The organism is Rhodanobacter sp. OR87, assembly GCF_000473345.1.
Classification (GTDB): Bacteria; Pseudomonadota; Gammaproteobacteria; order Xanthomonadales; family Rhodanobacteraceae; genus Rhodanobacter; species Rhodanobacter denitrificans.
On record NZ_KI421516.1, the window covers coordinates 80,327 to 93,707 of the forward strand.

Consider the following 13,381-nt stretch of genomic DNA (forward strand, 5'->3'; position numbering starts at 1 on the left):
CATGATGAATATGCCGACGAATTGCAGTTATTCCCGCCTCGTTGATCCAGAATCCGAAGTGCCATTGAGGTGCGATGCGTCCGCTTGCACTTCGCCTGGCGGGATGCAATACCCAGTCGTGGATGGCATCCCACGTTTCGTCGGCAGCGAGAACTATGCGCGTGCATTCGGCGAGCAGTGGCTGCGATTCCCTCGGACCCAGCTGGATTCGGCAACCGGCATTCCGCTGTCAGCTACCCGATTGCAGCGCTGCTTGCGCACGGGGCTGGATTCGCTATCAGGGCAACTGGTGCTTGAGGCAGGTTCGGGCGCGGGCCGGTTCACAGAGCTGCTGCTTGCGCACGGCGCCACGGTGGATTCCTTCGACTTCTCGGCAGCAGTGGCTGCAAACGCGGCGAACAACGGCGGCCATCCTCGCCTCAGCTTGGTCCAAGCCGACATTCGCAAAATGCCGTTTCCGCGACAGAGCTATGATTGCGTGCTGTGCCTCGGGGTGATCCAGCACACTCCCGACCCCGAGGAAAGCATACGGGCCTTGTGGTCGAGGGTGCGTCCTGGTGGTCGTCTCGTTTTCGACCATTACCGCTGGAAGTTGCGTAACTATCTGCCACCGCCATTTGGGGTGGCGGGGCTCGTCTATCGCTGGTATTTCCTGCGAGTGCCCAAGGAGCGTCGTTACGCAGCGGTCAAGCGCGTGTTCGACACGTGGTTCCCATGGGTCTGGCGGTTCCGGGATTCGAGGTTCCTACAATTCGTGCTCAGCAGATTGACGCCGATCGTCAACTATTACCCACAATTCGGTCTGCGCGACCGACAGATGTACTACGAGTGGATGCTGCTCGACACCCATGATGCTATGACCGACGTTTACAAGCACCGGAGGACTGCAGCGCAGATTCATCGCTTCCTGACGGAACTTGGCGCGGAGGAGATTGAGGTCACTCACGGAGGGAACGGTGTGGAGGCATCGTGCAGGAAGCCAGTGTGTTGATCTCGGACAAATTGCTCGACCGAGGTGGTACGCGTACATTGGCGAAGCACACACAAGTGACCTCGTGATCAGGGAATTGAAGCGATGTTGAAACATTGGTTGCGCGCGCTGCGCACGCTGCAAGGGTCGACCTGGATGCCGGATGTTCCCGAATGGCAGCAACGGATCATCAGCCAAGTATTGCCTTATTCGCAGCATCCTTTTCCTCTCGTGTCGCGCCTAGGTGTAGTCACGATTGATGATTACGGCTACTGGGAATGAGCCAGGAAAGCAACCGATGAATACCTCGCGGCCCACGGTATCCCGGCGTTGCTGCACCGGATCGATTACTCGGGGCGGCAGTTCATCAAGCCATGGCCCAGCAATGAGCCTCGCGACGAGCCAATCCCGAGCGGCGGGTTGCTGGATGCGGCCAAACAGCAGCGCAAGCGCGCACAGCTGTCAGTCCGTGGATGTTCGCTCATGTGCGGCATAGCGGGCATGCTGGGCAGCCTGCCGGTCGATCCCGAACGGGTGTTGCGGGTGATGGGAGATTCGCTGCGACACCGCGGGCCGGATGGTGAAGGCGTCTGGTTGGATCCGGATGCCGGCGTCGGGTTTGCCCATCGCCGACTCGCTGTGCTCGACCTCAGCGAGGCCGGCAGGCAACCGATGTGCTCGCGATCTGGCCGGTTCGTCCTGACGTTCAATGGCGAGATCTACAATCACGTGGAACTGCGCCTGGAGCTTGCGGCTGCCGGGCACGGGGAATGGCGAGGGTATTCTGACACGGAGGTGCTGCTGACGGCGCTCGAGCATTGGGGGCCAGAAGCCGCCTTGCAGCGCTGCAATGGCATGTTCGCCTTGGCTCTCTGGGATCGCGAAGCCGGCGAATTGCTGCTGGCACGCGACCGCACTGGTGAGAAGCCGCTGTACGTGGGTTGGGTTCATGGCAGCATCGTGTTCGGATCCGAGCTGCGAGCCCTGCGCTGCCATCCTGGTTGGCGGCATGCAGTTGAACCGGTTGCGCTCGAATTGATGCTGCGTCTTGGTTATGTGCCGGCACCGTGGAGCATCCATCCGGGCATATTCAAGCTCCCGGCTGCAAGCATGCTTCGGCTGCGTGCTGCCGATGCCGCCCAGCCGCCATCGGCGGAGGAGTTCCATGCGCGCCTTGGTTGTTACTGGAGCCTGGACGAAGTCGTTGCAGCCGGTCTGGATACGCCATGGAGCGGCTCCGAAGGGGAGGCACTGCACGCGCTGCAAGGCTTGCTGGACGATGCGGTCCGCCAGCGTACGGTCGCCGATGTGCCGGTCGGTGCATTGCTGTCGGGGGGCGTGGATTCCAGCCTGGTAGTTGCCAGCATGCAGCGGCAGTCGACAACCCGAGTGCGAACCTTCACGATCGGCTTCGACGAGCAGGAGCTGGATGAGTCCGAGTCTGCCCGACAGGTGGCGCGCATGCTGGGTACCGAGCATGAGGAGGTGCGCTTGCCGGCAACGCGTGCCCTGGGGCTGATCGAGCGGCTCTCGGAAATCTACGACGAGCCGTTTGCGGATGCGGCCCAACTGCCCGCGCTGCTTGTCTGCCAAGCCGCCCGCCAGCGCGTGACGGTTGCGCTGACGGGCGATGGCGGCGACGAGCTGTTTCATGGTTACCAGCGCTACATGGATGCGGGACGGATTTGGGGCGTGCTCGGACACGTCCCGGTAGCGATCCGCCGAGCTGCAGCCGGAACGGCGCAAGCGTTGGCGCAGACGATCGGGCGAGGGGCAATGGCGGCGACACTGCGGCGGCAAGCCGGACGGATAGGAGCTGACGACGCGGATGACTACTACGCCAGGGTGCTGGCGCTTCCGGGGGCCATACCGGTTTTTGGCAACGGGTGGTCGCGTGGCGCTGCGCTTGCCTGGCCTCACCCGCCTCGATCACTCGTTGGGCTCGCGCCGCGCATGCGTTACGTCGATCAGCGGCTGGGCCTCCCCGAGGGTATCCATGCCAAGCTCGATCGCGCCAGCATGTCGGTCGCGTTGGAGTTGCGTGTCCCTTTGCTCGACCATCGGCTGCTAGCCATGGCGTGGTGCATGCCGCAACGTTGGCTCGCGCACGGCGGGGTCGGCAAACTCCTGCTCCGTCAACTGCTGGGTCGCCAGCTGCCGGCAGGTGTCGCAGCGCGACGCAAGCAGGGTTTCGACGTGCCCGTGGCGGCTTGGTTGCGCGGCCCGTTGCGTGGGTGGGCGGAGGATCTGCTCGACACCAAGGTGCTGGCCCAGGATCCGCTGATTGACGGTACAGCGGTCAGAGCGAGATTCGATGAGCACCTTGCCGGCCGAGCGGACCATGGTTATGCCCTATGGGCGCTTCTGATGTACCGCAGCTGGAGCGGGCGCCATGGCTGAGCGTGTACTGCGGATACTCGTCATCGGCAACCTGCCACCGCATGTGTTGGGTGGAGCCGAGAACCAGGTGGCAAGGCTGGTGGAGGCATGGCTGCATGCGGGGATGCAGATTGAAGTCGCTGGACATCGCATCCCGAGTGGGTATCAGGTACTGGGTGGGCACGAGGTCCGAACCTATCGGCTGCGGCCATGGGCGATCGGGGGAAGGGTCGGGCGGTCGATCGGATACATGCTTTCCGTCGCGATGCTGGCGTTGAGGCGCCGGCGTGCATACGACGTGGTTTACTGCCGCGGTCTCGGCGACGGGGTGCTGAGCCTGGTGGTCCTGAAGGCGATAGGAATTTGTCGCTGGCCGGTGGTCGTGTGCCCGATCAATGCGCGCGGGGCTGGCGATGTGGAGTTCCTGCGATCGGTTCCAGGCTGGCGCCTGTGGTCGCGCCTCGTCGATCGCCATGTGCAGGCAATCAACCTCATTAATGCCGCGATCAGGAACGACCTTGAAGCGATTGGCATCCGGCGACCGCCGCTGAGCCGTATTCCCAATGGCATCCTCGTGTGCCCGGCACCGGTGCGCATGGCGGTTGCGGTGGAGCGGCGCTTGATATGGACAGGGCGACTTGAGAAACAGAAAGGCCTCGACCTGCTGTTGGCGGCATTGGAGCCATGCCTTCATGAGGGTGACCGCTTTCGATTGGATCTTTACGGTGAAGGGAAGCTGCGTACCGCTTTGACAATGCAGGTACAGACGTTGGGCCTCAATGGCCGTGTGTACTTTCATGATGCCGTATCGCCGGTTGTGGTGCGTGAGCACCTGCTGGACTCAGACGTGTTCGTCTTGCCATCGCGTTACGAAGGCATGTCCAATTCTGCTCTGGAGGCCATGGAGGCCTCGCTTCCGATCCTGTGCACGCATTGTGGTGGTATTGACACCTTCATCGGCGATGAGGCCGGGTGGGTATGCGAGCCGGATTCCGTTGCAGCCTTGACCGATGCATTGCGCCGCATGTTTCGCACCTCGGATACCGATTTGCTCGCGCGTGGGAGCATGGCCCGGCGACTGGTCGAAGAGCGTTTTGCGATGGAGCATGTGGCGACAGCCAACCTAGACTTGCTTGAGCAGGCCGCAATGACATCGAGGCAGCGTGACTGATGCGAGTGCTTGTCCTATGCAAACGCCAGTACACGGGTAGAGACTTGCTTGACGACCGTTATGGCCGCCTGTTCGAGCTGCCGGCCGAGCTGGCGGCGCGTGGCCACGAAGTGGCCGGGCTGGCCTGCGCGTATCGCCCGCGTGGCGCGTCGTTTCGGCCTGAGGCTGGAGTGCGTTGGTGGTCGGTGGATGCATGGCCTTCGCCGCTTGCCTGGCGGCGGCAATGCGACACGATCCGGAGTGACGTCCATCCACAGGTTATTTGGGCCAGCTCTGATGCAATCCATGCGGTGGCTGCCGTCGGTTTGGGGCGCAAATGGGGGATACCGGTCGTCGTGGATCTTTACGACGACTACGAATCATTCGGATTGACCAAGTTGCCGGGTCTGCGTCGAATGTTCCGGCGAGCCTGTGCGCGGGCCGATGCCATGAGCGTGGTGAGCCATGCGTTGGAGGAAACGGTTCGGTGCCGCATACCGAATGCTCCGCCGGTCGAGGTTGTCAGTAATGGAGTACCGGCAGGATTCGGCAGCAACATGCCGACGCGTGAAGAAGCGCGCCGGCGCCTGGGGCTTCCGCCGGAACTGCATCTTGTTGGTACTGCCGGGGCGCTGGACGCCTCGCATGGGATAGCGGACCTGCTGCATGCGCATGCCTTGCTGCGCGAACGGCGTGCGGATGTGCGTCTGGTCGTTGCCGGTCCGCGTGATGGAGCGACAGCGCATGCTCTCGGGGAGGGAGTGATCGATCTGGGTGTACTTCCTCACGAGCACATTCCATGGTTGTATTCGGCACTGGATGTCGGGGTCTGTTGCAATCGTGACAGTGCGTTCGGCCGTGCCTGTTATCCGCTCAAGCTGGTCGAGATGCTCGCCTGCGGGCTGCCGGTGGTTGCGGCGTCGGTCGGTGATACAGCAATGCTGCTGCAAGGGCACCCCGGCTGTCTTTACCCTGCCGGAGATATAAATACGCTGGCGCAGAGGCTCGAAGCACAGCTGAGCGCGCCGGTCATAGTGCCAAGAAGGGAGGCCATGTCCTGGCTGGTGCTCGCGGAGAAACTGGAAGCATTGCTGCATGCAGCGATCGATTCGCGTCGCTGAACGAACGAGGTCCGTTATTGGCTTGCAAACCGTGTTTGTCCCTCATTGTTTCGACAGGAGCTTGTTTAGTTCGGCAATGTCTATATTGAGGCGGCCGCCGAAGTTCAGCGACCGCAGCTCCGTGATGCTGGTTCGAGCCTGATCATGACGACCGAGGGCGACAAGCATGCGAATTTGCGTGATTCGATAGGCAGGTTCACCTGGGTTGGTTTTCACCGCCTCGTTGATCAGGTGCTCGGCGAGTTCGTGGTTACCCAGGACATTCCACGCGTAGTCCCCATAGATGGCCTGCAGCCGTGCCGCGGGATGAGGGTGGGCAAGTGCGGCTTCAAAAGCTTGCACCATGCGGTTGGAGGGTAGACTGCATCTACTCTCGCGAACGCATTGCGTCAATGCCCCCAGCGAGCTTTCGTCCTGCACGCCAGGACTATGGGATCTCAATTTGGCAATCAGGCTCTTCCACCAGACATCCTTGATCGGCAGCTCCATGCGCGCATTCATGAAAATCAGTGCCTGCTCAGGAAGAATCGAGGAGTTTGGAAGTGAGGCTGCTTTCTCCAGCGGCGCGTACGCCAACCGAGTGAACGGTGACACCGGATCGTAGTGCGAGTAGATGATGTAGGTGCGGCCCAGTTCGTATTGGGCGCGCGGCGACTGCGGGGCGCGCGCGGCAAGATCTTCTGCCAAGCGCAACGGATTGCCCCAAGCGTAGGCGGTGAGGACTGTGAGGAAGGTCCAGCAGAGCATCAGCCCGGCCAGCAGCACGTACCGTGGTAACGCGAACAGGGACGATGGCGCTGTCGCGAGTAGTGGCACGATTGCCAGCAATAGGCCAAAGCTCGCAAAGTAGTTGCGGTGCTCGTAGATCAGCTCCAGCGGCAGGATGGTGCCGGTGAGCAGCTGGCAGCCGAGGAACAGCGCGATGCCGAGTGCCACCAGCGGCCTGCGCGGGCGCAGCCACAACATCAACGCGGCCAAGGCGGTAAGAAAGACGATGCTGGTCGATGTGCTCCATGGGGTAAGCAACCCGGCCGAGATCTGGAAGTCGTCGTGATAGAACGACAGTGCGCTCGGTGTGGGCAGCAGGGTCCAGTTGATGTAGTCGGTGACGATGCGTGCCTCGCTTAGCAAGCGAGTGCCTAGAGTGAAGTCGCGTGTGGCCCAAGTTTCTGGCCTCAGCACTCCCGGCAGTAGCCAGGCCAACCCCACGACCATGGGCAAGGCGAGTACCAGCAGGAACAGGCCAATCAGGCGCAGGTCCGGGCGTTTCGATGGTGCCGCGTGATGTGCCGCTTGCATCGGTCTGCCGAAACGGAACAACGCCCATTCGACCAGCAGCGCATACAGGGGAAGCATCACCGCTGTTTCCTTGGCCAGGATACCGAGAGCCGTTGGCACCGTGATGCTGGCTGCGCACAGGATGAAGCCTCGCCATGCTCCTCCGCCTGTACGATCCATGAGGTGGCCGAGCATGTGGCGGCGGCCCGCCACATAGCCGAGCAGCCCCAGCAGCACGAACAGGTTGGCCATACTTTCCATGCGCTGCACCACGTACAGCACGGCGGTGAGGTTGATCGGCAGCAGCATCCATCCTGCGGCGATCAGTGCGGCGACGAGAGGGGCGCGTGCGTGTCGGCTAGACGGATCGGATCGCAGCAGCGCCAATGAGAGCAGGTACACCAGCCATCCGTTCAGCAGGTGGATCAGCAGGTTGGTGAGCTTCATCCAGTACGGGTCGATGCTCGTGGTGAGATAGTTGATGGCGAAGCTGAGCGAGGCTAGTGGCCGTTTGAAGTCGCTTGCCGGCGATGAAAGCGCGGCGCCAACCAGCGACGGGATGCTGGCATCAGGTGGCTGCACTCCCTTGTTGTCGACGATGTTGGGATAGTCGTCGAACAGGAAGCCGCCTGAAAGTCCCGGCCAGTACACGGCAAGAGTGATGGCGAAGGCAGCAAACAGTGCCAAGAGGCGCCACGGCGAGCGGCGAAGAAAGTCCATCAATGTGGAACGCCTGGGTGGAGAGAATGGCTGGAAGTATTCACGGAGCTCGCCTTGGCGTCGAGGGTGAGCTGGTTTCGCAGGTGATTCAGCTCATGTGGCCAGTAGTGCTGGCGTTCGAGCACCCATGCGTGCAGCCATGGCATGCCTAAACCGGGTTTCATGCTGTTCCCTCTCACGTTCACGTAATGGTCAAGCAGGCGCAGGCCATGTGATGGGTAACCGGCGCGACCCAGGGTCGCGGCAGCTTCGAGGGCCATGCCGGGCCGTACCTGCAGGTCGAGCGCGCGAGTGAAGTCGGCCAGCGCCGCGTCCGGTTGGCTCTGCGCGAGTGCGATCTTGCCGCGCATGTAGGTCAGATCCTGGCGCGGCCCGGCGGCAGACAGTTTCGGATTCTCGAGTCCAGTGTCGATCAGCTTCTGCAAGCTTTGTGTGGTCAACCCGGGGCACCCCCCCGACATCGCCACTGGCAAGGTGCGCTCGAACCAGTTGGCAAACAGTGTGCCGGTATTCGGCGTACCCCGCATGGCGAGTTGCGCTGCATCTAGATCGGTAGCTGCAATGCCTCCGGTCATGCAGCGCGCGCCGATCAGGTTGAAGGCGAGTTGCGCTTGGCTTGGCTGGTTTGCGAGCAACTTTTCCAGGCGCCGTGTGGCCGCTTCCGGTTGCCCTGCCTGCATCTCGATTTGAGCGGCATTGGTCTGGGCACGTGCGGAATCAGGATTGATCCTGGCCCACAGCAAAGCCTGGCTGTGCACGTTGCCCCACAGCTCAGCGCGGGCATGGGTCATCCAAGCCAAACCCAGCGGCAACGCCACCATCAGGGCGTACTTCAGCAGACGCAGCTTGCGCACATCGGCCAGCCACAGGCCTAGTGGCCAGAACATCAACAGGGCGGGTTGGTAATTGCGGTGCTCGAAATAGAGCTCCAGCGGTATTGAGGTGGATTCCAGCAACTGGCCGGCAAAGTAGAACAATATGGCCAAGGCGAGCGTGGGGTACCGTCGGCGCTGCCACCAGGCGAGCCCGACCAGGCCGAGCACAGACAGCATGGCGGGCAGGGTTGTGGCAGGCTGCAGCCACGAGGTTGAGGCGACGTACTGGTCGTTGAACAGTCCGCTGGAGAACGGGTGTGGTAGCCACAGCAACCGCAGATAATCCAGCAGCACGCGTGGCTCTGTAAGCAGACGCTGACCGACGCTCCACGGGCGGAATCCGACTGGACCGCTGGCAAGCACGCCATGGAGGCCGAGCCACAGCAGATAGCCAAGCACGGCGGCGGCGGGGATGACGCCGAATACAAGCAGGGTGAGGCGGTACACTTGCCGTGTTCTACCCAGGGGCATGGGATACCGTGGTGCAAGCACGATGGCCTCGATCAGCAGGGCAAACAGCGGCAGCAGGGCACCGTTGGCCTTGGCCAGTATCCCGAGTGCGGTGAGGCCACCCAGCCCTAGTGCGCTCCAGGTCAGGCCTGTCACTGTTCTGTCCTGGGTCAGCAGGCCACGGCCATGCAACCAGAGCAGCAGGCCGGCCATCATGCAGGTGGCTGGCAGCATGGCCTCGCGCTGCACAATGTAGAGCGTGGTGGAAACCAGCAGGGGATGCAGCATCCAAAGGGCGGAGCCCAGCAATGCAGCAGTTCGACTCTGTCGATTGCAGTAGCCCAGCAAGCCACTCAAGCGGAACAGCAAGGCATAGAGCAAACCACCGTTGAGCAGGTGCAAGATCAGGTTGGTGCGTTTGAATGGAAAAGGGTCAGCTGGCCAGTTGCGCGCATCAAGCAGGAATGTCAGCAACGTCAGTGGGCGCCCCGTAGGGTCGGCGGTGCCGGAAGTTATATAGCGCCAGAAGGTGGCCCAGTTGTCGATCGGACCGGTGGCGCCCAGCGTGGGCAGATTGGCGAAATCATCGAACAGGAAGCTGCCGTGTAAACCCGGAGCGTATGCAAGCGAGGCCAGTATGAAGCCCAGTAACAGGAGCAAAGAGGGCTTGGCGGAAAGGCGATGCATCGGGCTTCCTCAAAAAAAGAAGGGCCGCGGATGGCGGCCCTTCTAGATGTATCCCAACGAAGAAACTATTAACGGCAGGACGTCGGCAGATACTTGGCAGGTACCGGGTTCGTTGCACCGCCGCGGCAATGCCACTCAATACTGCCGCCATGGGTGACAGGCGAAAGTGCAAGTGTCGATGGGCCTGCCTTGATAGCATTGTTGGCTTTGGCACCGCCGTAGGTTGCAGTGATCAGGCCGTTGACCATGTCGACTTGGCTGACGTACTGACCGTTGATGCTGACATTTTTCGCCAAACCAGCGGACTGGTTGTTGGGGGGGTAGCGTCCATTGTTGCTGTAGAACTCAGCAACGGCAGTCTTGGCGCCGTCGGTCAGTACCGCGCCTTCCGACACCTGCGTACGAATCAGGTAATCCTGGTAGGCCGGGATGGCGATGGCGGCGAGGATCGCGATGATCGCGACCACGATCATCAGTTCGATCAGGGTAAAGCCTTTCTGCACGTTCTTCATGGTGGTTCCTCTGTTTTGGTTAGCTAACCGTGTGATGCCCCCTGAGCCCCAGTCCCTTTATCCCCCTAGGCGGGAACGGACCCCACTCGCATGGTCGGAACGACCAGGAAGCCCGCGGCAAAGTCAAGCAGCATGTATGCCACGTTTGCCGCGCGTGTATTCCCTCACATCTGTAGGCGCTTGGATTGTGCCCGTCGTCACGAAAGCCCGCAAGCAGTGCCGATGATGCCCTGTGGATTCAAAAATTGTGACCCATGTGCTGCGTTGCCCGGCGTGTCCCGAACAGGCCAAAAGTGACGTCGATTGTCAGTTTGTGTGCGCTGTGGCGATTCGAGCCTCTGGCTACCTGCGGCAGGAAGAGGGCAAGTACTTTGGGTCCAGCGTACTGGCTGAGCACGTCCAGGCGATGCTGCCGGCATGGGTGATGGGCGAAAGCAGCAGGTATATGCTGCCGCCGTTGATGTGGGTGTTGGCTTTGGTTCCTTGGTAGAGCACCTTGATGGCACCACCCGTCACGTCCACACTGGATACGTAACTGCCCCCAATCGATGTATTTTTGGCTAAGCCCGCCGATTGGTTGTTGGGCGGGAGCCGCCCGGTGTTGGATACGAAATCCCATACTGCAGACTTGGCGCCGCTGGCCAGGCTCATGCCCTCGGTAACCTGCGTCCGGATCAGGTAGTCCTGATACGCCGGGATGGCGATGGCGGCCAGGATCGCGATGATCGCCACGACGATCATCAGTTCGATCAAGGTGAAACCGGCGGAAATGCGCTGGCGCAACATGGTGGACTCCCCTGTGAGTGCACCATGGACAGGCACGTTTTGTACCAAATGTGAAGACGGAGTGTGCGTCGCATCACAACAGTGAACTTGGCCGTAGAAGCCCCTCCCAAGCGCTCTACGGTCCATCTTGAACGGTTGCGGCCTGCTTGCGCCTCGACAGGTGTGCGCTTTACCGTCACCGCTTTGACCACCCAAGGGGATACCCCATGAAACCTCTGATTGCCGCGCTGCTGCTCGCGTTGGTGGCGGCGCCCGCGATGGCGGGTGACGTCGTGGATACCAGCTTCGTCAAGGCCGAGGGGGCGCATGCCTTCAACGTACGCGACCTCGTGATGATGGATCGGGTCGGCGACCCGCAGCTGTCGCCGGACGGGCGCTACGCGGCGTTCGGCGTGCGCAGTACCGACTACGCGGCGAACAAGGGCGTCAACGCGGTCTACGTGCTGGATCTGGCCAAGGGCGGTCAGCCGGTGAAGGTGGTGGACAAGGGCGGCTCGGCGCGCTGGTCGGCGGACGGGCGCAGCCTGTATTTCGTGGCGCCGGCCAAGGGTGTGGCGCAGCTGTGGCGGGTGGATCTGGGCGGCAAGGGCGGTTTGAGCCTGGCCAAACATGCCGTGCCGGTGCAGGTCAGTCATGGCGTGCTGGATCTCGGCGGCTACAAGCTGTCGCCGGACGGCAAGCAGGTGCTGCTGTCGTACGAGGTGTTCACCGACTGCGCCACGCTGGCCTGCACGCAGCAGCGCCTCGACGCGCGCGCCAAGGACAAGGCCAGCGGCACGCTCTACGACAAGCTGTTCGTGCGGCATTGGGATACCTGGGCCGACGGTCGGCGCAACCAGCTGTTCGTGACCCGCTTCGACGGCAAGGGCCAGCTGGCCGGCGAGCCGAAGCGGCTCAGCCGTGGCATCGACGGCGACGTGCCGAGCAAGCCGTTCGGCGACGAGGGCGAGTTCGGCTTCGCGCCGGATGGCAGGACCGTGTATTTCGACGCGCGCATCGCCGGCAGCAGCGAGCCGTGGTCGACCAATTTCGACGTGTACAGCGTGCTGGCCGACGGCTCGGCCGCACCGAAGAACCTCACTGCCGAAAACAAGGCGTGGGACGCGTACCCGGTGGCCTCGCCGGACGGCAAGACGCTGTACTACCTGGCGATGAAGACGCCGGGCTTCGAGGCCGATCGTTTCGCGATCATGGCGCTGGACCTGGCCAGCGGCGCGAAGCATGAGGTGGACCCGCAGTGGGACCGCTCGCCCGGCGGCCTGGCGCTTTCCGCCGACGGCAAGACGCTGTACGCCACCGCCGACGACAACGGCCAGCACCCGCTGTTCGCGATCGACGCGGCCAGCGGCAAGGTCAGCCAGCTGGTCGGTGATGGCACGGTGGGCGGCTTCTCGCTGGCTGCCGGCAAGCTGCTGCTGGCCCGTGACGACCTGAAGCGGCCGGCCGACGTCTACCTCGCCGCCGCCGACGGCAGCGGCCTGAAGCAGGTCACCCACTTCAATGCGGCGGACCTGAAGAACACGACGATGGGCGACGCCGAGTTCTTCACCTTCAAGGGCTGGAACAACGAGACCGTGCAGGGTTACGTGGTGAAGCCGGCCGACTACAAGGCGGGGCAGACCTACCCGGTCGCTTTCATCATCCATGGCGGTCCGCAGGGCGCGATGAGCAACGGCTGGAGTTACCGCTGGAACCCGCAGACCTATGCCGGCCAGGGCTTTGCGGTGGTGACGGTGAACTTCCACGGCTCCACCGGCTACGGCCAGGCGTTCACCGACTCGATCTCCGGCGACTGGGGTGGCAAGCCGCTGGAAGACCTGAAGCTGGGCTGGCAGGCCGCGCTGGACAAGTACAGCTTCCTCGACGGCGACCGCGCCTGCGCGCTCGGCGCCAGCTACGGCGGCTACATGACCTACTGGATCGCCGGCGTGTGGAACCAGCCGTGGAAGTGCCTGGTCGACCACGACGGCGTGTTCGACACCCGCGCCATGTACTACGACACCGAGGAGCTGTGGTTCGAGGAGCGCGAGAACGGCGGCACCCAGTACGAGCACCCGGAGAACTACGAGAAGTTCAACCCGCTCGACCACGTCAAGGACTGGCGCGTGCCGATGCTGGTAGTGCACAGCGCCAAGGATTTCCGCATCCCGATCACCCAGGGCCTGGGCGCGTTCACTGCCATGCAGCGTCGCGGCATCCCCAGCCAGTTCCTGACCTTCCCCGACGAGAACCACTGGGTGCTGAAGCCGCACAACAGCGTGCAGTGGCACGACGCGGTAAACGCCTGGCTGAGGCAGTGGACGGCCAAGGACGCTCCAAAAGCCGCCTCGCATTGAGCCGGTTCGCATGATGAAAACGGCGGACTCCGGGCCGCCGTTTTTTTGCTCCTCCCCTGCAAGGTGGGGGAGGGAGCACGGCTCTTGCGGTGGTGCGGGCTTTTGGTTCCCCCCTGC

The 13,381-nt window shown here is 62.5% G+C and carries 10 protein-coding genes; 6 read left to right on the plus strand and 4 right to left on the minus strand.

Annotated elements, in window-relative coordinates; genetic code table 11:
* Window position 1: 1 nt before the first annotated feature.
* The 5 genes from RHOOR87_RS19625 (at window position 2) to RHOOR87_RS20145 (ending at window position 5,620) form a co-directional block, all read left to right on the plus strand.
* Window positions 2-991 (plus strand): class I SAM-dependent methyltransferase, encoded by a 990-nt coding sequence (locus RHOOR87_RS19625; RefSeq protein WP_196807003.1) that lies wholly within the window; start codon window positions 2-4, stop codon window positions 989-991.
* 84 nt (window positions 992-1,075) lie between these two features.
* Window positions 1,076-1,252 carry a hypothetical protein gene (locus RHOOR87_RS20575; protein WP_155950989.1) on the plus strand — a complete coding sequence of 59 codons (177 nt, stop codon included), beginning with the start codon at window positions 1,076-1,078 and terminating at the stop codon, window positions 1,250-1,252.
* Between the two features lie 48 nt (window positions 1,253-1,300).
* Window positions 1,301-3,370, plus strand: a complete 2,070-nt coding sequence (gene asnB / locus RHOOR87_RS0118790) for an asparagine synthase (glutamine-hydrolyzing) (RefSeq protein ID WP_196807004.1) — start codon at window positions 1,301-1,303, stop codon at window positions 3,368-3,370.
* Window positions 3,363-4,520 carry a glycosyltransferase family 4 protein gene (locus RHOOR87_RS19630; protein ID WP_027485888.1) on the plus strand — a complete coding sequence of 386 codons (1,158 nt, stop codon included), beginning with the start codon at window positions 3,363-3,365 and terminating at the stop codon, window positions 4,518-4,520. Before asnB ends, RHOOR87_RS19630 begins: the two co-directional genes overlap by 8 nt.
* Window positions 4,521-4,564: 44 nt before the next feature.
* Complete coding sequence (locus RHOOR87_RS20145; protein ID WP_196807005.1) at window positions 4,565-5,620, plus strand: glycosyltransferase family 4 protein; 1,056 nt, start codon at window positions 4,565-4,567, stop codon at window positions 5,618-5,620.
* A 42-nt stretch (window positions 5,621-5,662) separates the two neighbouring features.
* Here RHOOR87_RS20145 and RHOOR87_RS0118805 read toward each other — a convergent pair whose 3' ends face one another.
* The 4 genes from RHOOR87_RS0118805 to RHOOR87_RS0118820 all read right to left on the minus strand — a co-directional run bounded on the left by RHOOR87_RS0118805 (window position 5,663) and on the right by RHOOR87_RS0118820 (window position 10,928).
* Window positions 5,663-7,618: a hypothetical protein gene (locus tag RHOOR87_RS0118805; protein WP_043796093.1), complete on the minus strand. Its 1,956-nt coding sequence runs from the start codon at window positions 7,616-7,618 to the stop codon at window positions 5,663-5,665.
* Window positions 7,618-9,630, minus strand: a complete 2,013-nt coding sequence (locus RHOOR87_RS0118810) for a hypothetical protein (protein WP_027485891.1) — start codon at window positions 9,628-9,630, stop codon at window positions 7,618-7,620. The genes RHOOR87_RS0118805 and RHOOR87_RS0118810 overlap by 1 nt, the downstream gene beginning before the upstream one ends.
* Window positions 9,631-9,698: 68 nt before the next feature.
* Complete coding sequence (locus RHOOR87_RS0118815; RefSeq protein ID WP_027485892.1) at window positions 9,699-10,142, minus strand: pilin; 444 nt, start codon at window positions 10,140-10,142, stop codon at window positions 9,699-9,701.
* Window positions 10,143-10,484: 342 nt separating this feature from the next.
* On the minus strand, window positions 10,485-10,928 hold the full coding sequence (locus RHOOR87_RS0118820) for a pilin (RefSeq protein ID WP_027485893.1): 444 nt from the start codon (window positions 10,926-10,928) through the stop codon (window positions 10,485-10,487).
* A gap of 206 nt (window positions 10,929-11,134) precedes the next feature.
* On the opposite strand from RHOOR87_RS0118820, the gene RHOOR87_RS0118825 reads away from it, so the two are divergent.
* Window positions 11,135-13,264 carry a S9 family peptidase gene (locus RHOOR87_RS0118825; RefSeq protein WP_027485894.1) on the plus strand — a complete coding sequence of 710 codons (2,130 nt, stop codon included), beginning with the start codon at window positions 11,135-11,137 and terminating at the stop codon, window positions 13,262-13,264.
* The last annotated feature ends 117 nt before the right edge of the window (window positions 13,265-13,381 follow it).

What these genes read in the sequence shown, in the direction of transcription:
- RHOOR87_RS0118815 (WP_027485892.1), bottom strand. Translation starts at nt 10,142, where the DNA reads ATGAAGAACGTGCAGAAAGGCTTTACCCTGATCGAACTGATGATCGTG.
- RHOOR87_RS0118805 (WP_043796093.1), bottom strand. Translation starts at nt 7,618, where the DNA reads ATGGACTTTCTTCGCCGCTCGCCGTGGCGCCTCTTGGCACTGTTTGCT.
- RHOOR87_RS0118820 (WP_027485893.1), bottom strand. Translation starts at nt 10,928, where the DNA reads ATGTTGCGCCAGCGCATTTCCGCCGGTTTCACCTTGATCGAACTGATG.
- RHOOR87_RS20575 (WP_155950989.1), top strand. Translation starts at nt 1,076, where the DNA reads ATGTTGAAACATTGGTTGCGCGCGCTGCGCACGCTGCAAGGGTCGACC.
- RHOOR87_RS0118825 (WP_027485894.1), top strand. Translation starts at nt 11,135, where the DNA reads ATGAAACCTCTGATTGCCGCGCTGCTGCTCGCGTTGGTGGCGGCGCCC.
- RHOOR87_RS0118810 (WP_027485891.1), bottom strand. Translation starts at nt 9,630, where the DNA reads ATGCATCGCCTTTCCGCCAAGCCCTCTTTGCTCCTGTTACTGGGCTTC.
- RHOOR87_RS19625 (WP_196807003.1), top strand. Translation starts at nt 2, where the DNA reads ATGATGAATATGCCGACGAATTGCAGTTATTCCCGCCTCGTTGATCCA.
- RHOOR87_RS19630 (WP_027485888.1), top strand. Translation starts at nt 3,363, where the DNA reads ATGGCTGAGCGTGTACTGCGGATACTCGTCATCGGCAACCTGCCACCG.